The sequence below is a fragment of the Arthrobacter sp. zg-Y750 genome, assembly GCF_020907365.1.
In the GTDB taxonomy this organism is placed as follows: Bacteria; Actinomycetota; Actinomycetes; order Actinomycetales; family Micrococcaceae; genus Arthrobacter_B.
Window position 1 is genome coordinate 18,099 of the sequence record NZ_JAJJOC010000004.1, and the last position, 22,747, is coordinate 40,845.

Sequence of the window (22,747 nt, forward strand, 5' to 3'; positions counted from 1 at the left end):
CGGCACGGTTGCTTCCGGCACGGTTGCTTCCGGCACGGTTGCCTGCGGCATTTCTGCCCGCAGATCCGCTGCGATCATGGGCTGTTCCTTTCACTCACCGGCAGCAGCCGCGAACTGTAGGGTTCCAGGCCCACGGTTTCGGTGGGCGGCCCGTAGCCCGCGGTACGCATCACCGCAGCGGCATCCTCGGGAGAGACACCGGGCAGCGTGGTGCACAGCAGGGTCAGCACACCCTCATGGGGCAGCCCGTCATCGCGCAGGGCCAGGCGCAGCAGTTCCACGGACGGCCGGTAGCGCTGCAGCAGCTCGTAGCCGTCCTGCGGTGAGACTTTGGCGGCGAACTCGAGCACCAGCGGCAGGTAGTCCGGGAGCTCGGTGCCCTCGGGCAGGACTCCGTGCGAGCGGTAGATCTCCTTGAAGGCTGCGAGCGCTTCGCCGCGGCGCCGGGTGTCGCCGTCGGTCCAGTAGGTCAGGTGCAGGCTGTGCCGCTTGGAGAGGTCGAATTCCTGCACGTAGGCCGACTGCACGTCCCGCAGGGGCGTGTCGGCGAACCAGCCAAACAGCGGGTCCAGCTCGCTGCTGCCGGCGCCGGCTTCGGCCAGGGCCGAGCGGATGGCCGGCACCAGGTCCAGCAGCTGCCGGTCCGGATACTCCAGCAGCAGGGCAGCTGCCTGCCGAATGGCCCGGCTGCGCGCGGGGTGCTGGTCAGCGTACGGCTCGGGGGCCAGCGTGCCCTTGCCCGGTTTGCCCAGCAGCTTCTCCAGCAGGCTCACGGGCGGACCCCCGGTCCGGAGGAGGGCGGCTCGGGACCGTTCCGCCCGCCGGAGTCCGACGCCGGTCCGTCGCCTTCGGCCTGGTCGTACCCCGCGCCTTTGCCCTCGGCGGCGTCTGCGTCCGCTGCCCCGCGGTTGTTGTTGGCGGGGAACAGTCCGCGCGGTGTTCCCCGCCCGTCCCAGTTGAGCAGGTTCACCCGGCCGCCCAGGTTGCCGTTTCCGGTGGGGTCCTCCCCGCGCTGCCGCGCCTGCAGCGCGTCGAAGTTTTCCACCGCCACCGGCGTCGGCCGGCCGGAGGCTTCACCGAACACCCCGGTCTGTCCCATGCCCGGCCCGCCCTCCACATCCAGGGAGCAGCCGATTTCCTCGAGGTTGTGGGCGTCCTCCAGGTGCGCGGTCGGGATGACGTACCGCTCCTCGTACTTGGCCACGGCCATCAGCCGGTACATAGCCACAATCTGCTCACCTGCCATCCCGACGTCGGCCGCAATCCGCTCGTCGGGAGCGTCACCGAGGGTGATGTCGCGCATGTAGGCGCGCATGGCAGCGAGCTTGCGCAGCACCCCGGTCACCAGGTCGGTGTCCCCGGCGGTGAACAGTTCGGCCAGGTATTCCACCGGTATCCGCAGCGCCTCGATGGCGCCGAAAAGATTGTCCGCGCTCTCGCCGTCGTGCCCCTGCTCGTTGAGCACATCCACAATCGGGGACAGCGGCGGCACGTACCAGACCATGGGCATGGTCCGGTATTCCGGATGCAGCGGCAGCGCCACCCGGAACGTCTTGGCCATGGCGTAGACCGGCGAGCGCCGGGCCGCGTCAATCCAGTCCTCCGGGATCCCCTCTGCCCGGGCGCCGGCAACCACTTCCGGATCATTGGGGTCCATCATCAGGTCCAACTGTGCCTCGTACAGGTCTTGAACGTTGGGGGTGGAGGCGGCCTCAGTGACCTTGTCGGCGTCATACAGGAAAATCCCGATGTACCGCAGCCGGCCCACACAGGTTTCCGCGCAGACCGTGGGGATACCAACCTCGATGCGCGGATAGCAGAAGGTGCACTTCTCGGCCTTGCCGGAGCGGTGGTTGAAGTACATCTTTTTGTACGGGCAGCCGGTGACGCACTGCCGCCAGCCGCGGCAGCGGTCCTGGTCCACCAGCACAATGCCGTCCTCTTCGCGCTTGTAAATGGCTCCGGACGGGCAGGAGGCCATGCAGGAGGGGTTCAGGCAGTGCTCGCAGATCCGCGGCAGGTAGAACATAAACGTGTTGTCGAAGTCCGCCTTGACCTTCTCCTCGGCCTCGCTGCGCAGCTTCTGCAGCACCGGGTCCTGCCGGTTGGTGCGCTCCGAACCGCCCAGGTCGTCATCCCAGTTGGCGGACCAGCGGATATTCATGTTCTCGCCGGTGATCAGGGACTTGGGCCGGGCCACCGGGAAGTCCTTGCCGGCCGGGGCGTTGATCAGGTTCTCGTAGTCGTAGGTCCAGGGCTCGTAGTAGTCATTCAGCTCCGGCTGGACCGGGCTGGCGAAGATGCCGAAGAGTTTGGCCAGCCGTCCGCCGGCCTTCAGCTTCAGCTTCCCGCGGCTGTTCAGTTCCCAGCCGCCTTTCCACCGTTCCTGGTCCTCGTACCGGCGGGGATACCCCTGCCCGGGACGGGTTTCCACGTTGTTGAACCACACGTATTCGGTGCCGGCGCGGTTGGTCCACGCCTGCTTGCAGGTCACCGAACACGTATGGCAGCCAATGCACTTATCCAGTGCCATCACCATTGCGGTCTGGGCCATGATGCGCATCAGTAGGCCACCTCCTGGGAACGCTTGCGGACAACGGAGACGATGTCGCGCTGATTGCCCGTGGGGCCGAGATAGTTGAAGGCCCAGGACAGCTGCGCGTAGCCGCCGATCATGTGTGTGGGTTTAACCAGGATCCTCGTCACCGAATTGTGGATGCCGCCGCGCCTGCCGGTGGCTTCGGACTTGGGCACGTCAATGATCCGTTCCTGTGCGTGGTAGACGTACAAGACCCCCGCGGGCATTCGGCTGCTCACGATGGCCCGGCCCACCAGGACACCGTTGGTGTTTACACATTCCACCCAGTCGTTGTCGGAGACCTCGATAAGGGCGGCGTCCTCCTCGCTCATCCACACCGAGGTGCCGCCGCGGGAAAGGGAGAGCATCAGCAGGTTGTCCTGGTACTCGGAGTGAATTGACCACTTGTTGTGCGGCGTCAGGTACCGTACGGCCACGGACAACTCGCCGCGGGTACCAAGGGCGGGCTCGCCGAACAGCCGGTGCATGTCCAGAGGCGGCCGGTACACAGGCAGCGCCTCACCCATGTCTTGGATCCAGTCGTGGTCCAGGAAGAAGTGCATCCGTCCGGTCAGTGTGTGGAAAGGCTTGAGCCGTTCGATGTTGATGGTGAACGGGGCGTACCTCCGGCCGCCGGTCTCCGAACCGGACCACTCCGGGGAGGTAATGACCGGTGTGGGCCGGTCCTGCGTGTCCCGGAAGGTGATCTGCCGGTCCTCCGCGCCTTCGGCCAGGTCCGCCAGGGGAATCCCGGTCCGTTTTTCGAGGGTCCGGAAGCCCTGCACCGCCAGTTCCCCGTTGGTGGTGCCGGAAAGCAGCAGGATCGCTTCGGCCATCCGGGCATCGGTATCCACTGCCGGCCTGCCCGCTGCCGCTCCCCGGTCAAAGACGCCGTGCTTACGGGCCAGCTGGACCAGCGGCCGGGAGACATCGTATTTGACGTACTTGGTGGTGAAGCCCAGCTTCTCAGCCAGCGGGCCGACAGCGGTGAACTTCTCCCCGATGGCGGTGTAGTCCCGTTCAACCACGGCGAGCGAGGGCAGATTCTGCCCCGGGACCGCCGGGATGTCCGTGCCTTTCCAATCCGGCGCGTGCCCGCCGGGCTGGGCGATTTCCCCGGGGGTGTCATGGGTGAGTGCCGTGGCTACCATGTCCTTGCGCACCCCCAGGTGCGTGGCCGCCTGGCGGGAGAATTCCTCGGCGAGCAACCGGAACAGGTCGTAGTCCGTTTTCGCTTCCCAGGGCGGGGCGATGGCCGGGGTGAAGGCGTGGACGTACGGGTGCATGTCGGTGGAGGACAGATCGTACTTTTCGTACCAGGTCGCGGCGGGGAACACGACGTCGGAAAGCAGCGTGGAGCTGGTCATCCGGAAGTCCGCGGACACCAGCAGGTCCAACTTCCCCTGCGGGGCGTCCTGGCGCCACACCACGTCTTTGGGCCGGGCGTCGGCGTGGTCCTTGCCCATGACGTTGTTCAGCGTGCCCAGCAGGTGCTTCTGGAAGTATTCCTCGCCCTTGGCCGAGGAGCCCAGGAGGTTCGAACGCCACAGGATCAGGGTGCGCGGCCAGTTCCCCGGGGCGTCCACATCCTCCACGGCAAACCGCAGTTTTTCCTCCTTCAGCTGCCGCGCAACCCACCCCGCTTCGGTATCCGCTTCACCGCGCGCGACGGCGGCGGCGGCGTCGTCGGCAACGTCCAGGGAGTTCCGGGCATCGAACTGGGGAAAGAACGGCATCCAGCCCATCCGGGTGGACTTCGCAATGACGTCGGCGGTGTGCATTCCGCGCAGGTGCCCGGAGGCGAGCGGGGACTGCATGGCGTCCGAAGAATACCCGTCGGAACGGAACTGGTCCGTATGCATGTACCAGAACGCGGTGCCGACCATGAACCGTGGCGGCCGGTTCCAGTCCCCCGCAGAGGCCATGGCCGCCCACCCCGTGATGGGCCGGCACTTCTCCTGTCCCACATAGTGGGCCCAGCCGCCGCCGTTCCGGCCCTGGCATCCGCACAGCATCAGCATGGCCAGGATGGCACGGTAGGTGACGTCGCCGTGGTACCACTGGCAGATGCCCGCGCCGAGGATGATCATGGACCGGCCATTGGATTTCTCCGCGTTGGCCGCGAAGTCCCGGGCAGTGCGGATGACGGCTTCGGCACCCACATTGGTGATTTCCTGCTGCCAGGCCGGGGTGTACGCAGTGGCGGCGTCCTGGTAGCCGGCGGCCCACTGGCCGGGCAGCCCGTCCCTGCCTACCCCGTACTGCGCCAGCATCAGATCGAAGACGGTGGTGACGGTCCGGCCGGCCACTTCCAGCACGGGCACTCCGCGCTGCACCACCGATCCGACGCCGGACGGATCGGTGAAGGCGGGCAGGTCCACGCGGCTAACCTGCTGGCCGTAGGAGGAGGCATCCACCACCGACAGGGCCGGCACCACGCCCTGCAGGTCGAGGTTCCACTTGCCGGCGTCGGCCTCGTTGTAGCGGAAACCCACGGAGCCGTTGGGCACCACCGGGGTGCCGGCATCACGGTCCAGCAGCACGGTCTTGAAAGCGGCGTCCGAGACCTTCTTCTGGCTGCGGCCCAGATCCGCCGCGGTCAGGAACTTTCCCGGCACCACCGTCCCGTCATCCCGTTCCTCCAGGTGAACCAGGAACGGCAGGTCCGTGTACTGCACCACGTAGTCCTCGAAGAACGGAACCCTCCGGTCCACGAAGTTTTCCTTGAGGATCACATGCCCCATCGCCATGGCGAGCGCCGCGTCGGAACCGGCGGCGGCCGGCAGCCATTCATCGGCGAACTTGGTGTTGTCCGCGTAATCCGGGCTGACGGAAACCACCTTGGTGCCCCGGTACCGGCCCTCCACCATCCAGTGCGCGTCCGGGGTACGGGTCACCGGGATGTTCGAGCCCCACATCATCAGGTAGGTGGCATCCCACCAGTCGCCGGATTCCGGGACGTCCGTCTGGTCGCCGAAAACCTGCGGGCTGGCCACCGGCAGGTCCGCGTACCAGTCGTAGAAGCTGTTCATCACCCCGCCGATCAGGTTGATGAACCGGGCCCCGGCGGCGTGCGAGACCATGGACATGGCAGGGATGGGTGAGAACCCGGTGCAGCGGTCCGGCCCGTAATTCTTGATGGTGGAGACGTGCGCGGCGGCCGTCATCTCCAGGGCCTCGACCCAGCTGGAGCGCACCAGCCCGCCCTTGCCGCGGGCCTGCTGGTAGGTTCGGCGGCGCTCGGGGTCGTTGATGATCTCTTCCCACGCCAGCACCGGATCCTTTGTGCGGGCCTTGGCGTCCCGGTACATTTCCAGCAGCACTCCGCGGATGTACGGGAACCGGACCCGGGTGGGGGAATACGTGTACCAGGAGAAGGCCGCACCGCGCGGACAGCCGCGGGGTTCGTATTCGGGGCGGTCCGGGCCCACCGAGGGGTAGTCGGTCTCCTGCGCTTCCCAGGTGATGATCCCGTCCTTGACGTAGACCTTCCAGGAGCAGGAGCCCGTGCAGTTCACCCCGTGGGTGGACCGCACCACCTTGTCGTGGCTCCACCGGTTGCGGTAGAAGGCGTCCCCCTCCCGGCCGCCCTCGCGGAAAACCGCCCGGCCGTCATCGGTTTCATCCCATCGGGTGAAGAACCGGCCAAACTTGAGCATTGCATCTGATGCGGGGCCATCTATCCCCGGAACGGAGCCAGCCATAGCTACTACCTTGGAGCAGGATGCCCTGCAGAGAACAGGGGTGCAGCGGATTAAGCGGCTGCGGCCGGCAACACCGCCCGGTGCACGGGAGGGTTGCGGTGCGTTCCGGGCTGCCCGGGTTGTCGGGAACGAACCGCGCCGGGCGATAAACTCGGTTTGTGAGCACAGAACTTCCAGCACAGGTGTCCGATATTTTCGACCCGCAGCAGTGGCGTCTTGTATCCGGATTCGAAGACCTGCAGGACATGACCTACCACCGGCAGGTGGAGCGCGACGCCGACGGCGCCGTCCTGCGCGACCTGCCGGCCGTGCGGATTGCCTTCAACCGGCCCGAGGTACGCAATGCCTTCCGCCCCGGCACCGTGGACGAACTGTACCGGGCCATGGACCATGCCCGGATGACCCCCGACGTCGCCACCGTCCTGCTCACCGGCAACGGCCCCTCCCCCAAGGACGGCGGCCACTCGTTCTGCTCCGGCGGCGACCAGCGGATCCGCGGCCGTGACGGCTACCGCTATGCAGAAGGGGAAACCAAGGAGACCATTGACCCGGCACGCGCGGGGCGGCTGCACATCCTGGAAGTCCAGCGGCTCATCCGCACCATGCCCAAGGTGGTTATTGCCGTGGTGAACGGCTGGGCCGCCGGCGGCGGGCACAGCCTCCACGTGGTTGCCGATTTGACCATCGCTTCCCGCCAGCACGGAAAATTCAAGCAGACCGACGCCACAGTGGGCAGCTTCGACGCCGGATACGGCTCGGCCCTGCTCGCCCGGCAGATCGGCCAGAAAAAAGCCCGCGAAATCTTCTTCCTCGCCCGTGAATACTCCGCCGAGGACATGGTGGCCATGGGTGCGGTCAATGAAGCCGTGGACCACGAGGACCTCGAAAAAACGGCGTTGGAGTACGCTGCCGATATAGCCCGGCAGTCCCCGCAGGCCATCCGGATGCTGAAGTTCGCCTTTAACCTGGCCGACGACGGCTTGGCCGGGCAGCAGGTCTTCGCCGGCGAAGCCACCCGGTTGGCCTATATGACGGACGAGGCGGTGGAGGGCAAGGAAGCATTCCTGGCCAAACGCGACCCGGACTGGTCCTCATTCCCCTACTACTTCTAGGACCGCATTGGAACTGCTCCCAGTCCTCATCAGGCCCGGCTTCGACGCCGGCATGCTGCTTGCCCCGCTGGCCGACGCGCTGGCCGGGGAAGGCCCCGCCGTCGCGCCGCACACCGACCCGGGCCAGGCGTTCGAGGGCGAGCTGCCCAATGACGACATTGCCCTGGTGATCAGCACCTCCGGGTCCACCGGCACCCCCAAGCAGACCATGCTCAGCAGCGATGCCCTGGCCGCCTCCTCCGTGGCCACTGCGGTGGCGCTGGAAGCGGACGGCCAGTGGCTGGCGGCCCTGCCGGTGAACTACATTGCCGGCATCCAAGTCCTGGTGCGGTCCCTCTACGCCGGGACTCAGCCGGTCTTTATGGACCTGTCCGTCCCGTTCACCGCGGAGGTCTTCACCCGCGCCGCCGAAGACATGACGGACCGCAACCGCTTCACCTCGCTGGTGCCCACCCAGCTGCACCGGCTGCTGCAGGATCCTGCCCCGGAGACGCTGCGCGTGCTGCGGCGTTTCAATGCGATCCTGCTCGGCGGAGCTCCGGCCGGTGCTGCGCTGCTGGAAAAGGCCGGCAGCCTTGGGCTGAACGTGGTCACCACCTACGGCATGAGCGAAACCTGCGGCGGCTGCGTCTACAACGGGCTTCCGCTGCCCGGCGTCGACGTGATCCGCGAAGACGGCCGGCTGTGGATAGCCGGTGACGTGCTCGCCGACGGGTACATGGGCCGTCCGGAGCTTACCCGGGACCGTTTCCGGTTCAACTCCGGCCGACGCTGGTTCCGCACGGATGACACCGGGACGGTCGACGGCGAGGGACGGGTCAGCGTATCCGGCCGGCTGGATGACGTAATTGTCAGCGGCGGCGTCAAGGTTTCCGCGCAGGTGGTGGCCGAAGCGGTCGAAACCGTGGCCGGGGTGGAACAGGCCTTTGTCCTGGGCCTCGAGGACGCCGAGTGGGGCGCCCGGGTGGGCGCCGCCGTCGTTGGCAGTGTTGACCCTGAACTGGTCCGTGAGGCCGTCCGCGCCCGGCTGGGCGCTGCGGCAGTGCCGAAGGTGGTCCTGCTGCTGGAATCCCTGCCCCTGCTGCCCAACGGCAAGGCGGACCGGATGACCCTGCTGCGGCTGCTCGCCGCCGCACGGCACTGAACCGCCGGGTACAACTCTCCAAAACCGAAGAAAAATTAAGGATTACAACTGTGGCTACAGCCGCCCAATGGATAGAAGGCGCCCGGCCCCGGACGCTGCCGATGGCAGTCGCGCCGGTGATTATCGGCTCCGCCGCCGCCTATGACCTCGGAGCCTTCTCGCCCCTGCGTGCCGTACTGGCTGCGCTGGTTGCCGTCCTGCTGCAGATAGGCGTCAACTACGCCAATGACTATTCCGACGGCATCCGCGGCACCGACGACAACCGGGTGGGACCGCTTCGCCTGACCGGCTCCCGGCTGGCAACCCCCAAGCAGGTCAAGTACGCGGCCTTCGGGTGCTTCGGCGCAGCCATGGTCGCCGGCCTGGCCCTGGTGGTGCTCTCCTCCACGTGGTTCCTGATCCTGGTCGGGATCGGCTGCGTGGCGGCAGCCTGGGGCTACACCGGCGGCAAAAACCCTTACGGCTACATGGGCCTGGGCGATGTGTTCGTCTTTGTGTTCTTCGGCCTGGTGGCCACGCTGGGCACCACCTACACCCAGGCACTGGAAATCAACGCTGCCGCCGTCCTGGGCGCCGTAGGCACCGGACTGATTGCCGTGGCACTGCTGATGGCCAACAACGTCCGGGACATTCCCACGGACCGGGTGGCCGGCAAGCGCACCCTGGCGGTCCGGCTGGGCGACGGTCCGGCCCGGATCAGCTACGTCATGATGCTGGCGGTGGCCCTGCTGCTGCCGCTGTTTATTGTCGGCAGTTACCCCTGGCTCCTGCTGGTGCTGCTGCTGGTGCCGGCCTGCATCCTGCCGGCCGGGCTGATGCTCACCGGCAAGACCGGCCGCAGCCTGGTTCCGGTGCTGAAACACACGGGCCTGATCAATCTGGGCTTCAGCGTGCTTTACGCCGCGGGACTGGTGATCACCCGCATCCTGGCCTAGGCCGGGGCAGGACGGTGCAGCCTAAGCCGTTGCGGGGCTAGGCGTCGCGGCGGCGGTCCGCGTCGGTTTCGACGCCGGGACGGTCCGCCACCATGCCGTCCTCCGCCGCGGCGTCGTCAAGTTCGCCGCGGTTGCGCTTGGGTGCGCGTTCCTGGGTGAACCGGCGCTGTACCGTGCGTGCGGCTTCGTCGCGCATGTTGCGTGCAAACAGATAGGTCACGCACCAGGCGATAACCGCGGCCGCCAGCGCCGAGGGCACAATGCCCAGCCCCAGCCACATGCTGATCGCAAAGAAAACGGCCACCAAACCAAGGCGGAGTGCAGTAAATTTCCAGAAAGCCACGCCTTCATTCTAGGCGCTGGGTACCCCTGCTGTTCCTTTCGCCGCCAAAGGACCGGGCAGGCGCCCCTCCTCTACACTGTTGGTATGCCCCGTCTTGTGTTGTTCGGCGTCATTATTGTCGCTGCCGTGATCATCTACGCCGTCATCGAGTGCATCATGTCCCGCTCGAACGAAGTGCGCAGCATCTCCAAGGTTTCCTGGCTGTTCGCCATCGTTCTGGTCCCGGTCCTCGGCGCCCTGCTGTGGTTCCTGTTCGGCCGTCCCACCGGCGGGGGTTCCGGGCCCAGGGAGCCGCGCCGTCCTGCCGCCCCCGACGACGACCCGGACTTCCTGCGCAACTTGGAGAGCCGCCGCCGCCAGGCCCAGAAAGAGGCCGCGCGCCGCGAAGCGGAGCTGAAAGCACGCGAGGAAGGCAGAGGAAAGCAGAATGACAGCGGCAAGCAGAACGACGACGGCCTGCCGGGCGCCTAGGCTGCACGCGCCTTTTCAGCCGCAGCACCCCGGCAATGCCGGAACCCTGTAACGCAGAAGGCCCCGCCCCGGAGATCCGGGACGGGGCCTTCCGCGTTGGTGCGTTATTGACCGTTGGTGCGTTAGGGCTTCAGTGCCTTACAGGCCGGAGTAGCTGTGCAGGCCGGAGAAGAACACGTTGACGATTCCGAAGTTGAAGATCACGCACAGGTAGCCGACGATCGACAGCCAGGCAGCGCGGGTTCCGGTCCAGCCGCGGGTGGCGCGTGCGTGCAGGTAGCCGGCGTAGACCACCCAGATCACGAAGGTCCACACTTCCTTGGTGTCCCAGCCCCAGTACCGGCCCCAGGCCTGCTCGGCCCAGATGGCCCCGGCCATCAGCGTGAAGGTCCACAGCACAAAGGCCACGGCGTTGATGCGGTAGGACAGGTTCTCCAGGCTCTGCGCGGACGGAACAATGCGCATGAACGCCATCCGTGCGGGCCGGCCGGAGCGGATACGGGATTCACGGTCCGCCTGCAGCAGCTGCAGTACGGACATGGCGAACGTCAGGGTGAAGAGCGACGAAGCCAGCACGGCCACCGACACGTGGATGATCAGCCAGTAGCTCTGCAGGGCGGGTACCAGGTGCGCCACCGGGGTGGGGAAACCGATGGTGGCGGCCATCATCATGACCAGGACCAGCCCCAGCACGAAGGTGCCCAGGAAGCGCAGGTCTCGGCGGGTGATCACCAGCAGGAAGACCACGGCCACCACCAGGGCGCCGGTGGTGCAGAACTCGTACATGTTGCCCCACGGCACGCGGTGGGCCGCCATGCCGCGGCACAGGACAGCGGCTGCGTGGATGGCGGCAGCCAGCACGGTCAGGGCAACGCCCACCCGTGCGGCGTTGCGCCGCGGACCGCCGTAGCCCATGCCTGCGTCTGCGGTCTGCGAACCCCGGCTTGCCTCGGCATCCCAGTCCCGGGCGTTGCCGTTGCCGGCGGGAACTGTTTCACGCACTGCGTTCTTCTGCTCCACCCGGTTCTCCACCGTCTGGATGATCTTGCTGCTCTTGGCCAGGTCCCACGCAAAGGCCAGGAAGGCGACCGTGTAGGTGAAGGCCGCAAGCAGCATAAACAACTCGCTGTAGCGCGCGAGGTCGTAATCGATGGGGTCCATTACCGGTCCTTACCTGGTTCATCATTCGATGCGGGGGGTGCGGGGTTCCCGGCCTCGTGGCCGGACTCCGCCGCCGTGTTTGCGGATACGTCGGCCCGCTCAACATTTTGTCCTTCAGTGCCCTGCGGCACCAGCCACTTTTCGGCCAACAGGCCACGGATAGCAGCTGCTTCACCGGTCAGCCGGGGATCCTCGCCGCGGGCAAGCAACCCGTACTCGACCATGGTACGGCCGTCCGGGTGTGCTCCCGCGCGAACCCATACCCGTCGCCGCGCCAGGAACAGCGAAGCGGCCAGGCCGGAAAGGGACAGCACCGAGAACACCAGTGCCCCGGTCTTTCCCGGATCGTAGTGGATATCCAGGGCGGCGTAGCGCTTGAGCCCGTCGAAGGTGATGGAGCCCTTGCCGTCCGGCAGCTCGTACGTCTCGTTGGCATCCAGCACAATGCCGCCGGCAGGCAGGTCGCGGTTGTTCAGCGGGGTCAGGTCCTCGGTCTCCAGCACGTAGACGTTGGACGGGACACCTTCGTCCAGGCCCAGGTCACCGTAGTAGGAGTTCAGGTTCAGCTGCGGTTCCAGCGGATCCGGATCATAGGAATAGCTCACGCCGGTCTCGTCCATGGCTGCACTGGGCAGGAAGAAGCCCACAAAGCCCAACTGGTCCGGCTTGGCGTCGGGTGCCTTGATAACGGCCAGCGAGGTGTACACGCCGTCGGTGGGCACGGCGACAACCGGGCCCTCCAGCGCCACGTTGCCCTCGCCGTCGCGCACCGTGACCATAGGCGCATAGCCGTTGCCCACCAGGTACACGCGGGTGCCGCCCAGGGTCAGGGGTGAGTTGACCTTCAGGACCTGCTTCTGTTCCTCGGCGTCGGGGCCGTCCTTCACGGTCATGCTGGCGGTGAAGTCCAGCGGCTGGCCGAAGTGCGTCTCGGATTCGCGGTCGAACTCGACGTCGAACTTATCCAGGGTCAGCGAGTAAGGGCTCAGCTGGTTCTCGCTGAAATTGGAGCCCGGGGTGAAGGTGTCGTAGCTGACCAGGGTGTTCACGAAGGACTCACCCTCCACCACGATTTTCTGGCCGCTGTAACCGAACAAGCCGCCCACGGCCACCGAGGCGAGGACCCCGATCAGGCAGGTGTGGAACATCAGGTTGCCCAGTTCCTTCGCGAAGCCGCGCTCGGCACTGACCGAGGGCCGTTCCCCGTCTTCATCCCGGATATCCACCCGGTAGCCTCGCCGGCGCAGGATCTTCGCGGCGTCCCGCACTGCTTCGGCAGGGGTCAGTGAACCGGCGGGAATCGCCATGGTGCCGTATTCGGGCATCCGGGAAAGCCTGCTCGGGGTGCGCGGCGGCTTGGAACGCAGGGCCTTGTAGTGAGCTTTGGCCCGCGGAATAACGCAGCCGATCAGGGAGATGAACAGCAGCAGGTAGATTGCCGAGAACCAGACGGAGGAGTACACGTCGAAAAGCTGGAAGCGGTCCAGCCAGGGCCCGGTGCCGGGGTTGTCCTTGATGTACTGCGTCACCACTGACGGATTTGCCGGGCGCTGCGGGAACAGGGATCCCGGAACGGCGGCCACTGCCAGCAGCAGCAGCAGGAACAGTGCCGTCTTCATGCTGGTCAGCTGGCCCCAGGCCCACCGCAGCGTCCCCCACACGCCCAGGGCGGGCAGCGCGACGTCGTCCCTGCGGCCCTTCTGCGGGCGGGACTTGGACGGGCGGTCCTTCAGTGCTTTCACGTCAACCGATTCCGGGGTCTAGGTGTTCTCATGGTTCCTCTGGTCTCACTGTCTGTCTTTGAGTGCATCAGATCGGCAGGGTCACGTTACCCAACCAACCTTGGAGCTGGTTGATCCACATGTTCCAGACGCCGCTGATCATCAGCACGCCCAGGATGATCAGCATGCCTCCGCCGAAACGCTGCAGCGCGAGCCGGTGCCGCCGGAAGATTCCCAGGGCGCCCATGCCCCGCCGGAATCCGACGGCTATCAGCAGGAACGGCAGCCCCAGGCCCAGGCAGTAGACGAAGGTCAGCAGCGCACCTTTGGCGGCGCTGGCGTCGCTGCCGGAAAAGGACAGCAACTGCACGGCTGAAAGGGTCGGGCCGATGCACGGTGCCCAGCCCAGACCGAAGGTGATGCCCAGGACGGGCGCACCCCACAGGCCGGCCGGGGGCTTTGCCTCGATCTTGCGGTCACGCTGGAACCAGCTCATGCCGCCCATAAAGACAACGCCCAGCAGCACTACCACCACGCCCAGGACCTGCGGGATCCAGCCCTGTTCGGAGCCCTTCAACCAGGCGCCGAGCTGGCCGATCCCGGCACCCAGGGCAACGAAGACCGCGGAGAAACCAAGCACGAACAGGCCGATACCCGCGAACATGCGGCCGCGGCGCTGCTTTTGCAGGTCCACACCGGTGAGTCCGGTGACGTAGCCGAGATACCCCGGAACGAGGGGAAGCACACACGGGGACAGGAAGGAGACGAGGCCGGCCAGGGCAGCCACGGGGATAGCCAGCAGCACGGACCCGTTCAGCACCGTGTCGGCAAAGGCGTTGGCGGTGGACTCAGCGGCAGGAGCCAGCGCGGCGGGAAGGAAGGACACGGCCCTTACGCAGCCAGCGCGTCGCTGATCAGGGCCTTCAGGGTGCCCTTTTCAGCGAGTCCGAGGATGCGGGCTGCCACGCGGCCCTGCCGGTCCAGCACCAGGGTGGTGGGCACGGCCTGCGGCGGGACATAGCTGGTCATGGCCAGCAGCACGCCGCCGTCCTTGTCCATGAAGCTCGGGTAGGGAATGTTGAAATTCCGTTCGAAGGCCTCAGCCGTGGCCGCCTCGTCGCGGATGTTCACTCCGTAGAAACGCGCTCCCTCGGGCTCAAAGGTGTTGTGCAGCTCAACCAAGTCCGGGGCTTCCTTCCGGCACGGGGCGCAGGCCGCGTACCAGAAGTTGAGGACCACGACGTCGCCGGCCCAGTCAGCGGAATTCACTTCGGTGCCGTCAAAAAGTGTGGCGCTGAACTGCACGGCATCGCCGCGGTCGCCGGGGGCGTACTCGGTGACCGAGCCGTCTCCGGCAATGTAGTTCTTGTTGTCTCCGGCGTTGGCCTGCTCGGCCAGGGGGTCATCCGTGGAGCAGCCGGCGACGGCAGCGGCAAAGGGGACGCTGAGGGCTAGTCCGGCGCCGAGGCGCAGGAACGAGCGGCGGCCTAGGTCCCCCGCAGGGCTCTGACGGTTCTTCAAGGATTTCCAGCTTTCATCGCGGCACGGAGAAGCCACTTCTACAACGCGTAGTAATTCTATTATGCGCCGGGCACGTTTGCAGCACCGGGCAGCAGGTCGGCACTGGGCTCGGCGTACCGCACACCCGTCAGGACCGCGCCGTCGAAGTCCAGGGTGGTGACGGAAGTGAGAGTACATTCACGCTGGCGCGGGTCATGCCAGAGCTTCTTGCCTTCCGCAGCGAGGCGGGTCACCCAGATGGGCAGCTGGTGGCTGACCAGGATCGCCTCCGCGTTGTCCCCGCCCACTTCCACCGCACGCATCCGCGCGTCGTCGACGGCGGCCATCACGCGCGCCACCTGCTTGGCATACGGTTCGCCCCAGGACGGACGCATGGGATTGCGCAGCAGCGGCCAATAGCGGGGGTTGCGCAGCTTGCTCTGGATGCGCGACATTCCCTCGAAGCGGTTTTCGGCTTCAAGGATCCGCTCTTCCGTGACGATCTCCAGTCCAAGGGCGGCCGCAATCGGGGCAGCGGTTTCCTGGGCACGGGTCAGCGGGGAAGCAACCAGGTGAACCAGGTTGGCCCCTTGGCTGCGCTGGTCGCTGAAGTGTTCCGCCACACGGTCCGCCATCCGGCGGCCAAGATCGGACAAGTGGAACTCCGGCAAGCGCCCGTAGAGAACCTTGTCCGGATTAAAGACTTCACCGTGGCGTACGAGATGTATGGATGAGCGGGACATGTGTCCCAGTTTCGCAGAGTTGGAGCCAGCCGCTAAATTATCGGAGATCAGGAACCCAATTAACTTGAACGTTTAACCAAACCATGCAACACTAAATGCAAATGCATGAAGATGCTCCGGGAGCCCTCCCGCGGCACTGTCACAGAAGGAGTTCTCCCATGATCCCCAGCGGCCTCACCACCGGAACCTGGAACTTTGATGCTTCACACAGCGAAGTCGGCTTCACCGTCCGCCACGCGGGCATCAGCAAGGTCCGCGGGAACTTCGACAAGGTGGACGCTACCCTGACCATCGGCGAGACCCTGGCGGACACCGCCGTAACCGCCGTCATCGCAGCGGATTCCTTCAACTCCAATGACGCCAACCGCGACGGCCACGTCAAGAGTGCCGACTTCTTCGATGCCGAGCAGTTCCCGGAACTGACCTTCGCCGCCACCGGCATCGAGGGTTCCGGGTCCGATTACAAGGTCACCGGCGACCTCACTATCAAGGGCATCACCCGCACCGTGGTCCTGGACACCGAATTCAACGGCGTTGCAGTGGATCCCTTCGGCGCCACCCGCTCCGGCTTCTCCGCCAGCACCGTGATCAGCCGCAAGGACTTCGGCCTGACCTGGAACGCCGCCCTGGAAACCGGCGGCGTGCTGGTGGGAGACAAGGTCACCATCAACGTGGACGCTGCCTTCATCGCAGCGTAACCGCCCGGCACCACCGCGCTAGCCATACGGCGCAGGGCAATACCCCCAGGCAGCCCCGGACCACGTCGGTCCGGGGCTGCCTTTTTGCTGCCTGGTTGCTGTTTAGCGCCTGACTGCTGTTTAGCGCCCGGTGCCGTTTAGTACCCGGTGCCGTTTAGTACCCGGTGCCGTTTATCTTCCGGCGACCGTCGGGCTTTCAGCGACCCCTGACCCCGCAGCCGCTGCCGCGATAGGCTGGAGGCTCGGCTGGGGGGCGCCCCGGCCGCCCCTGCCGGAGCAACAAACCGCCCAGCCGCCTAAGACTCCAACCAGTTAGCAGGCGGACATGACTACACCTGAGAACGCTCCCGAGCCAGGTCGCGAAAACAACCCTCCACCCGCCGGTGCCCCCGGCACTCCGAACCCTTACGGATCCCCGCAGCCGGGAGGCGGCACGCGCCCCGAGCCCCAGTACGGCCAGTACGCCTCCGGGCCGTACGGATACCAGGCGGCACAGCCCTCCGGGTACGCCTATCCCGGCGGCGGTATGGGTAAACGTGCTCCCAAGGGACCGGCTCCGCGGGAAGTGGTGATCGGATCCTGGCTCATCCTCGCTGCCGGCGTCCTGAGCCTGATCAACAACATCATTACTTCCTTCAGCCTGCCCTCGTTGCTCACGCCCGAAGAGCAGCAGACACTCACAGACTCGGGCATGACTCCCACCAGCGTGAATTCCTTCCTGGTGAGTTTTGGCATTGTGGTCGCCCTGATCGGTTTCGGCTTCTACATCCTGATAGCCGTCTTTGTCCGGAGGGGGAAAAACTGGGCCCGGATCCTGGGGACCGTGTTCGCTGCCTTCGCCCTGATCGGCATTATCACCATGGCCGCCACGTACTTCACCTCACCGCTGGGGCTGCTCTCACTGCTCTCCAGCCTGCTGGGCATTGCGGGCATTGTGATGCTCTATCTCGCCCCTTCCAACCCTTATTTCCGCACCACACCCCTGTACCCGCCGTATTGACCCGGCGAGTCCAGGAAGGGCCCCCGGAAGGCCCCGGACTGCAATATGGATAGTCCCGCCGGTTTGCGGCGGGACTTTTCCCTTCCCGCAGCGGGTTCAGTGCAGGGGTGGTCACACGGCTTCAGTGCCCGCGTAGCGTTAGGTATTCTCCCGGAAGCGCGGCGCTGCCCGCAGTCGCCTCCGGAGACGCCGTTTCCGCCGCGAAGGGGATCACCATGGCCTCACTTCTTCCTAACCGCCGACGCCAAAACCATCAGGGGCAACTGACAGAACCGGTGAATGATGTCACCTTCCCGGCTCCCCCGCCGCATCCGCCGTCGCAGAATCTGCCGAAGGGTATGGATAACAGCAATGCCCTGGACAGCAACGCTCTGGACAGCGCTGCCGCAGCCGGAGGCCCCTCACGGAACGAGGAAGAAGTATTGGCCTTGTGGTTCCGGAAAGGAGTCCTGGGACTTACTGCTTGGCTGGCCGCCGGGGCCAGGGGGGTGGGCCGGTGGCTCCTCGCCGGAGCACGGGGACTCCAGGCGTGGCTCCGCATCGGGTTGCACATAGCGGCGCTTCGGCTGCGCGCAGGTGCCGAGCGGGCCCAAGCAGGCGCCCGCACCGGAGCACACCGAGTACAGACAGGCGCCCAAACTACCTCACGCCACATTCACGCCGGGGCACACGCAGCATCCCTGCGCATCCAAGCCGGCGCCCACGCCACCACCAACACAGCCCGCGCCGGAGCACACCGAGTCCAATCCGGCGCCCAAACCACCTCACGCCACATCCACGCCGGCGCACACGCAGCATCCCTGCGCATCCAAGCCGGCGCCCACGCCACCACCCGCACAGCCCGCGCCGGAGCACACCGAGTCCAATCCGGCGCCCAAACTACCTCACGCCACATCCACGCCGGCGCACACGCAGCATCCCTGCGCATCCAAGCCGGCGCCCACGCCACCACCAACACAATCCAAGCCGGCGCCCACCAGGTCCAGACCGGTGCCCGGACCGCTGCTGCTCAGACGCGGGCCGCGGCCCGGTGGATGCGAAAAAAGCTCCCCTCTGCCACGGGCAACCCGGCGCCCTTCATCGCAATTTCCTGTACTTGTGTTGCCGGTGCCGGCGCGCTCAACCTCGGTGACACCTTCTCAGCGGTTTCCCGCCTTCCCGTGCCGGAGTCCCTGCCGGGGGTGCTGTCCATCCTCGAACGGTTCGGCGTCAACGGTTCGCAGTACGTCAGGGCCGTGGCGATCGTGGAAGTGGCCTACGCCCTGGTGCTCTTCGGCGTCGCGCTCCTGCTTGCCGTCTGCATTTGGGAAAAACGCCGCTGGGCCCAGGTGACGGCGGCCGTACTGGCAGTCGCAGCTCTGGCGTACGCCATCCCGGCGGGCACGGGCGTTCAGACGGCCGCCGCAGCAGCCGCCGCCCTGGGGGCTGGCTTGACCTTCACCAAGGGCGCGGCTCCATGGTTCCGTTCCCCGCGCCGCAGCGCCGCACAGGTCGACGCGCAGCAGGACTACACCGCAGGTCACGGAATGGATAACCCGGAGCCCGACGTCGTATCTCCGGGCCGGGCAGAGCCGGCCCGCCCGGACGCTGTTTAGCGTGCCAGACGGGCCCGTGCGTCGGATGCGATCTCCGATACCTGGGCCCGCTGGGCATGGTAGGCCAGGATCTGCAGTTCCGTAGCCATGTCCACCTTGCGGATCTGGACGTTCGGCGGTGCCTGCAGCACCACCGGCGCGAAGCTGAGGATGCTGGTGATGCCGGACGCCACCAGCCGGTCGCACAGTTCCTGGGCGACGTCGGCCGGGACGGAGAGCACCGCCATGTTCGCCCGCGTTTTCACCAGCACGGTTTCGAGCGACTGGATGGGGCTGATCTTCAACCAGCCGACCTCCTGGCCGATTACCATCTGGTCCGCATCGAAAAGGGCCACCACTTCGAAGCCGCGGCTGCCGAAACCGGGATAGCCGGCCAGTGCACGCCCCAGGTTGCCTGCACCCACTATCGCCACCCGCCAGTTCAGCGTCAGTCCCAAGGCCGCAGAGATCTGCCCGCTCAGGTACGGCACGTCGTATCCCACCCCCCGGGTCCCATAGGAGCCCAGGTAGGAGAGGTCCTTGCGCAGCTTCGGGGAGTTCACTCCCGCTGCCTCAGCCAGCTCCTCGGAGGACACCCGCTCTATGCCGTCAGCGAGCATCACGGACAAGGCACGCAGATAAATGGTCAGGCGGGCCAGCGACGCCGGAGGGATATGCCGCTGGGTTCCGGGCCTGGCGGCCGGCGGGGCCTGGTCGCTGTTTGCGGTTTCCCGTTCCATAGCGGTCTGCTCCTCGGCTGAGCGGGCTTCTTCCGGCATCATCATGCCCCCAGCAACCGTCTGAGGCGCGTTTCATCGATGGTCCAAAAATCCCTTTGCACACCGTCGATGAACAGCACCGGTATCTCCTCGCCGAAACGGGCCGCGAGTTCGGGGGCTTCCTCGGCATTTTGCTCCTGCCATGGCACGCCCAGTTCCCCGCCCACGCGCTTGAGCACTAACCGGGCCTCTTCACACAGGTGGCAGCCCGGTCGGGTCAGGAGGACAACTTCGGGTCCGGCGGATTCGCTCATAGTTCCAAAATAGCGCCAAACCTCGCGATTTCCGCGCCCGGGCCTGGATTTGCGTAGACTCGGAATATGCCCCGATCCACTGCAGTCCGAGCCAGCGGGACCACGTCTGCAGCGGGCAAGCCGGGCGAGGCGGCCTTCTTCGATGTGGACAACACGCTGATGCGCGGAGCCAGCCTGTTCCATGTGGGCCGCAAGTTGCACCAGCGGAAAGTCTTTACCCTGCGGGAAGCCGCCGGCTTTGCCGGCAAGCAGCTGCGTTTCATGCTCCAGGGCGAGAACCTCAAGGACGTCCACTCGGTCCGGGACGCGGCACTGGCCTTCGCCATCGGACTGTCGTCGGAAGATGTCCGCACGCTTGGTGAAGAGGTCTACGACGAGATGATCGTCTCAAAAATATGGCCCGGCACCCGCGCCCTGACCCAGCAGCACATGAAGTCCGGCAGGCCGGTATGGCTGGTGACCGGAACCCCGGTGGAGGTCGCTTCGGTGATCGCGTCGCGGCTCAACCTCACGGGTGCCCTGGGCACGGTCAGCGAGGTCACCGACGGCCTCTATACCGGGCGGCTGGTGGGCGAGTTCCTCCACGGGCAGGCCAAGGCCGACGGCGTTTTGGCACTGGCGGAAAAGGAAGGCCTGGAGCTGGAAAACTGCTGGGCCTACAGCGACTCCTATAACGACGTTCCGTTGCTGAGCATGGTGGGTCATCCGGTAGCCATCAACCCGGACGCCCGGCTGCGCCGTCACGCCCGCGAACGCAACTGGCCCGTTTATGACTTCCGCTCCGGCCGCAGGGCAGCAACCCTGGGCCTGAAGTCCGCAACCGTGGCCGGCGCCGCCTACGGCCTCTGGCGGGGCTTCACCCGGGTCCGCGGCCACTGAGCCGAAGCACGCCTTAAAAGCCGAAGCCCGCCGTCCCGGAAGACTGGCGGGCTCTGCCACAGCGGACCGGCAAACTGCACGGGACGCTGACAGCGGTCGCGGAGAAGTGGTTACTTCTTATTGCGGCGCTGGTGGCGGGTCTTGCGAAGCAGCTTGCGGTGCTTCTTCTTGGCCATACGCTTGCGGCGCTTCTTGATTACTGAACCCACAGAGTCCTCACAAACTAATTAGGAGTTACCGGTATCCATCCCCTGCGGCCCAGGGCCGCAGGGAGTGCACGCCGGTAGTTACTTGCGACGATTAAAACGTTCCTTAACAGGGTACAGCGTCGGCGCTGCGGTAATTGACAGCATGGAACCGCTGCCGTGCGGCTTCCTCACGCGGTGTCGGAACGCCGGTCAATGACGGCGTCTCGAAGCACCTTCTGCACGGCCGACTCCGGAACCCGGTAGGACCGGCCAAAGCGGACCGCCGGCAGCTCACCTGAGTGGACCAGCCGGTAGACCGTCATTTTGGAAACGCGCATGACATCGGCGACTTCCGACACCGTCAGAAACCGCACATCCGAGAAGTTTCCCTCGTCTGCCATTTATCCCTGTCCCTTTGCTCATTAGCTGCCGCTCCCGCAGCCCGGCATTGGAGAATACTGAGCTGAAAGACATCGCGTAATACGCCACGGCGACGTGAGTCCGGCCCCGTTTGTCCCTACTGTAGTGGCTGGAGTAACCATAGTGGAAGTTCTTTCCCTCCACGATGCCCGGCAGGAACGGAACAGCTAGATAACTCCCTGGGCCAGCATGGCATCGGCCACCTTGACGAACCCGCTGATGTTCGCGCCCACCACGTAGTCGCCCGGCGCTCCGTACTCCTCCGCTGTGCGCGCGCAGCGCTCATGGATGTTCACCATGATTTCGGACAGCCGGCGCTCGGTGTGCTCAAAGGACCAGGAATCCCGGCTGGCGTTCTGCTGCATTTCCAGGGCCGAAGTTGCCACCCCGCCGGCGTTGGCTGCCTTGCCGGGTCCAAAGAGCACGCCGGCGCCCTGGAACGCCGAAATGGCCGCCGGGGTGCAGGGCATGTTGGCGCCTTCGGCCACCGCCCGGACCCCGGACTGGATCAGGGCCAGCGCGTTGTCCTCGTCCAATTCGTTCTGGGTGGCGCAGGGCAGGGCGACGCCGGCGCCCGCGTCCCAGATCGACCCGCCTTCCACATACTTCACCGAGTGTCCGCGGCGCTGGGCGTACTCGGAGATTCGCCCGCGTTCGATTTCCTTGATCTGCCGCAGCAACGGAACGTCAATGCCCTTCTCGTCCACCACGTACCCGGAGGAATCGGAGCAGGCCACCACGCTGGCGCCCAGCATCTGCGCCTTGTCAATGGCGTTGATGGCGACGTTGCCGGATCCCGAGACGATCACCCGCTGCCCGTCCAAGCTCATGCCCTTGGTTTTGAGCATTTCCTCCACGAACATCACCACGCCGTACCCGGTGGCTTCGGGGCGGACCAGGGACCCGCCCCAGCTCACGCCCTTACCGGTGAGCACGCCGGATTCGTAGCGGTTGGTGATGCGTTTGTACTGCCCGAAGAGATAGCCGATTTCCCGGCCGCCGACGCCGATATCCCCTGCCGGAACATCCGTGTACTCCCCGATGTGCCGGTACAGCTCGGTCATGAAGGACTGGCAGAAGCGCATTACCTCGGCGTCGGACTTTCCGCGCGGGTCAAAGTCGGAGCCGCCCTTGCCGCCGCCGATGGGCATGCCGGTAAGCGCGTTCTTGAAAATCTGCTCGAACCCGAGGAATTTGATGATGCCCAGGTAGACGGACGGGTGGAACCTCAGCCCACCTTTGTACGGCCCCAGCGCCGAATTGAATTCCACCCGGAAGCCTCGGTTGATCTGGACCGCACCTTTGTCATCCACCCAGGGAACCCGGAAGATGATCTGCCGCTCCGGCTCGCAGATGCGCTGCAGGATAGCCGCTTCGGCGAACTCCGGGTGCTTGCGCAAGACCGGCGCCAGCGAATCGAAGACCTCCACCACGGCTTGGTGGAACTCTGTTTCGCCGGGATTGCGGCGGAAAACGTCGTCGCGCACACGGGTGAGTACTCGTTCCATGTCCTGCTCCTTATGCGTCGGGGCACCGTCAGCAC

22 protein-coding genes are annotated in these 22,747 nt (G+C 65.9%); 8 read left to right on the top strand and 14 right to left on the bottom strand.

All coding sequences use genetic code 11. The features are described 5' to 3' along the window. Positions 1–74 precede the first annotated feature (74 nt). The 3 genes from narJ to LOC57_RS02335 are packed head-to-tail and all read right to left on the bottom strand — an operon-like array spanning position 75 to position 6,282. The gene (gene narJ / locus LOC57_RS02325; RefSeq protein ID WP_227912648.1) at positions 75–773 is read right to left on the bottom strand and encodes a nitrate reductase molybdenum cofactor assembly chaperone; all 699 of its coding nucleotides are present in this window, start codon (positions 771–773) and stop codon (positions 75–77) included. Beyond that, complete coding sequence (gene narH / locus LOC57_RS02330) at positions 770–2,563, bottom strand: nitrate reductase subunit beta (protein WP_229957838.1); 1,794 nt, start codon at positions 2,561–2,563, stop codon at positions 770–772. Before narH ends, narJ begins: the two co-directional genes overlap by 4 nt. After that, positions 2,563–6,282: a nitrate reductase subunit alpha gene (locus tag LOC57_RS02335; protein ID WP_229957840.1), complete on the bottom strand. Its 3,720-nt coding sequence runs from the start codon at positions 6,280–6,282 to the stop codon at positions 2,563–2,565. Before LOC57_RS02335 ends, narH begins: the two co-directional genes overlap by 1 nt. Positions 6,283–6,440: 158 nt before the next feature. Between LOC57_RS02335 and LOC57_RS02340 the strand changes: the two genes are divergently transcribed. Genes LOC57_RS02340 through LOC57_RS02350 form a run of 3 tightly spaced genes read left to right on the top strand, consistent with a single transcriptional unit; the run spans position 6,441 to position 9,473 of the window. After that, complete coding sequence (locus LOC57_RS02340; RefSeq protein ID WP_227912645.1) at positions 6,441–7,394, top strand: 1,4-dihydroxy-2-naphthoyl-CoA synthase; 954 nt, start codon at positions 6,441–6,443, stop codon at positions 7,392–7,394. 7 nt (positions 7,395–7,401) lie between these two features. Next, positions 7,402–8,538 (top strand): AMP-binding protein, encoded by a 1,137-nt coding sequence (locus LOC57_RS02345; RefSeq protein ID WP_229957842.1) that lies wholly within the window; start codon positions 7,402–7,404, stop codon positions 8,536–8,538. A gap of 50 nt (positions 8,539–8,588) precedes the next feature. Then, positions 8,589–9,473 carry a 1,4-dihydroxy-2-naphthoate polyprenyltransferase gene (locus LOC57_RS02350; protein WP_229957844.1) on the top strand — a complete coding sequence of 295 codons (885 nt, stop codon included), beginning with the start codon at positions 8,589–8,591 and terminating at the stop codon, positions 9,471–9,473. 37 nt (positions 9,474–9,510) lie between these two features. Here LOC57_RS02350 and LOC57_RS02355 read toward each other — a convergent pair whose 3' ends face one another. After that, a complete protein-coding gene (locus tag LOC57_RS02355) occupies positions 9,511–9,816 on the bottom strand; it encodes a DUF4229 domain-containing protein (RefSeq protein ID WP_227912642.1) in 306 nt (101 codons plus the stop codon). An 84-nt stretch (positions 9,817–9,900) separates the two neighbouring features. Here LOC57_RS02355 and LOC57_RS02360 point away from each other — a divergent pair, with 84 nt between their 5' ends. Continuing rightward, positions 9,901–10,287, top strand: a complete 387-nt coding sequence (locus LOC57_RS02360) for a PLD nuclease N-terminal domain-containing protein (RefSeq protein WP_229957847.1) — start codon at positions 9,901–9,903, stop codon at positions 10,285–10,287. Between the two features lie 138 nt (positions 10,288–10,425). Here LOC57_RS02360 and ccsB read toward each other — a convergent pair whose 3' ends face one another. The 5 genes from ccsB to LOC57_RS02385 form a co-directional block, all read right to left on the bottom strand. Then, the gene (gene ccsB, locus LOC57_RS02365; RefSeq protein ID WP_227912640.1) at positions 10,426–11,448 is read right to left on the bottom strand and encodes a c-type cytochrome biogenesis protein CcsB; all 1,023 of its coding nucleotides are present in this window, start codon (positions 11,446–11,448) and stop codon (positions 10,426–10,428) included. After that, complete coding sequence (resB, locus tag LOC57_RS02370; protein WP_442860159.1) at positions 11,448–13,190, bottom strand: cytochrome c biogenesis protein ResB; 1,743 nt, start codon at positions 13,188–13,190, stop codon at positions 11,448–11,450. The genes ccsB and resB overlap by 1 nt, the downstream gene beginning before the upstream one ends. 67 nt (positions 13,191–13,257) lie before the next feature. Further along, complete coding sequence (locus LOC57_RS02375) at positions 13,258–14,055, bottom strand: cytochrome c biogenesis CcdA family protein (protein WP_227912639.1); 798 nt, start codon at positions 14,053–14,055, stop codon at positions 13,258–13,260. 5 nt (positions 14,056–14,060) lie between these two features. After that, the gene (locus LOC57_RS02380) at positions 14,061–14,690 is read right to left on the bottom strand and encodes a redoxin domain-containing protein (protein ID WP_442860701.1); all 630 of its coding nucleotides are present in this window, start codon (positions 14,688–14,690) and stop codon (positions 14,061–14,063) included. Positions 14,691–14,749: 59 nt separating this feature from the next. Then, positions 14,750–15,412: a histidine phosphatase family protein gene (locus tag LOC57_RS02385; protein WP_227912638.1), complete on the bottom strand. Its 663-nt coding sequence runs from the start codon at positions 15,410–15,412 to the stop codon at positions 14,750–14,752. A 158-nt stretch (positions 15,413–15,570) separates the two neighbouring features. On the opposite strand from LOC57_RS02385, the gene LOC57_RS02390 reads away from it, so the two are divergent. The 3 genes from LOC57_RS02390 to LOC57_RS02400 all read left to right on the top strand — a co-directional run bounded on the left by LOC57_RS02390 (position 15,571) and on the right by LOC57_RS02400 (position 18,705). Next, the gene (locus tag LOC57_RS02390) at positions 15,571–16,110 is read left to right on the top strand and encodes a YceI family protein (protein WP_227912637.1); all 540 of its coding nucleotides are present in this window, start codon (positions 15,571–15,573) and stop codon (positions 16,108–16,110) included. Positions 16,111–16,435: 325 nt separating this feature from the next. Then, positions 16,436–17,110, top strand: a complete 675-nt coding sequence (locus tag LOC57_RS02395) for a hypothetical protein (protein ID WP_227912636.1) — start codon at positions 16,436–16,438, stop codon at positions 17,108–17,110. Between the two features lie 338 nt (positions 17,111–17,448). Continuing rightward, positions 17,449–18,705 carry a hypothetical protein gene (locus LOC57_RS02400; RefSeq protein WP_229957849.1) on the top strand — a complete coding sequence of 419 codons (1,257 nt, stop codon included), beginning with the start codon at positions 17,449–17,451 and terminating at the stop codon, positions 18,703–18,705. Here LOC57_RS02400 and LOC57_RS02405 read toward each other — a convergent pair. Together LOC57_RS02405 and LOC57_RS02410 are read right to left on the bottom strand one after the other, a co-directional pair. Continuing rightward, the gene (locus LOC57_RS02405) at positions 18,702–19,424 is read right to left on the bottom strand and encodes a redox-sensing transcriptional repressor Rex (RefSeq protein ID WP_227912634.1); all 723 of its coding nucleotides are present in this window, start codon (positions 19,422–19,424) and stop codon (positions 18,702–18,704) included. The two genes, LOC57_RS02400 and LOC57_RS02405, sit on opposite strands and share 4 nt — an antisense overlap. A 41-nt stretch (positions 19,425–19,465) precedes the next feature. Then, positions 19,466–19,717 (bottom strand): glutaredoxin family protein, encoded by a 252-nt coding sequence (locus LOC57_RS02410; protein WP_227912633.1) that lies wholly within the window; start codon positions 19,715–19,717, stop codon positions 19,466–19,468. A gap of 66 nt (positions 19,718–19,783) precedes the next feature. Between LOC57_RS02410 and LOC57_RS02415 the strand changes: the two genes are divergently transcribed. Further along, positions 19,784–20,596: an HAD family hydrolase gene (locus LOC57_RS02415; protein WP_229957851.1), complete on the top strand. Its 813-nt coding sequence runs from the start codon at positions 19,784–19,786 to the stop codon at positions 20,594–20,596. Between the two features lie 110 nt (positions 20,597–20,706). Here the strand turns inward: LOC57_RS02415 and LOC57_RS02420 are convergent, their stop codons facing one another. From LOC57_RS02420 to gdhA, 3 genes are all read right to left on the bottom strand, one after another. Further along, positions 20,707–20,805, bottom strand: a complete 99-nt coding sequence (locus tag LOC57_RS02420; protein ID WP_003792170.1) for a 30S ribosomal protein bS22 — start codon at positions 20,803–20,805, stop codon at positions 20,707–20,709. 167 nt (positions 20,806–20,972) lie between these two features. Next, positions 20,973–21,185 carry a helix-turn-helix domain-containing protein gene (locus LOC57_RS02425; protein WP_227912631.1) on the bottom strand — a complete coding sequence of 71 codons (213 nt, stop codon included), beginning with the start codon at positions 21,183–21,185 and terminating at the stop codon, positions 20,973–20,975. 186 nt (positions 21,186–21,371) lie between these two features. Then, positions 21,372–22,712 (bottom strand): NADP-specific glutamate dehydrogenase, encoded by a 1,341-nt coding sequence (gene gdhA / locus LOC57_RS02430; RefSeq protein WP_227912630.1) that lies wholly within the window; start codon positions 22,710–22,712, stop codon positions 21,372–21,374. Positions 22,713–22,747 lie beyond the last annotated feature (35 nt).

Bases quoted from the DNA above. Each gene is read 5' to 3' on its own strand.
- LOC57_RS02410 (WP_227912633.1), bottom strand. From the start codon at position 19,717: ATGAGCGAATCCGCCGGACCCGAAGTTGTCCTCCTGACCCGACCGGGC.
- LOC57_RS02395 (WP_227912636.1), top strand. From the start codon at position 16,436: ATGACTACACCTGAGAACGCTCCCGAGCCAGGTCGCGAAAACAACCCT.
- LOC57_RS02390 (WP_227912637.1), top strand. From the start codon at position 15,571: ATGATCCCCAGCGGCCTCACCACCGGAACCTGGAACTTTGATGCTTCA.
- LOC57_RS02425 (WP_227912631.1), bottom strand. From the start codon at position 21,185: ATGGCAGACGAGGGAAACTTCTCGGATGTGCGGTTTCTGACGGTGTCG.
- LOC57_RS02400 (WP_229957849.1), top strand. From the start codon at position 17,449: ATGGATAACAGCAATGCCCTGGACAGCAACGCTCTGGACAGCGCTGCC.
- narH (WP_229957838.1), bottom strand. From the start codon at position 2,563: ATGCGCATCATGGCCCAGACCGCAATGGTGATGGCACTGGATAAGTGC.
- LOC57_RS02385 (WP_227912638.1), bottom strand. From the start codon at position 15,412: ATGTCCCGCTCATCCATACATCTCGTACGCCACGGTGAAGTCTTTAAT.
- ccsB (WP_227912640.1), bottom strand. From the start codon at position 11,448: ATGGACCCCATCGATTACGACCTCGCGCGCTACAGCGAGTTGTTTATG.
- gdhA (WP_227912630.1), bottom strand. From the start codon at position 22,712: ATGGAACGAGTACTCACCCGTGTGCGCGACGACGTTTTCCGCCGCAAT.
- LOC57_RS02360 (WP_229957847.1), top strand. From the start codon at position 9,901: ATGCCCCGTCTTGTGTTGTTCGGCGTCATTATTGTCGCTGCCGTGATC.
- LOC57_RS02405 (WP_227912634.1), bottom strand. From the start codon at position 19,424: ATGGAACGGGAAACCGCAAACAGCGACCAGGCCCCGCCGGCCGCCAGG.
- LOC57_RS02335 (WP_229957840.1), bottom strand. From the start codon at position 6,282: ATGGCTGGCTCCGTTCCGGGGATAGATGGCCCCGCATCAGATGCAATG.
- LOC57_RS02415 (WP_229957851.1), top strand. From the start codon at position 19,784: ATGCCCCGATCCACTGCAGTCCGAGCCAGCGGGACCACGTCTGCAGCG.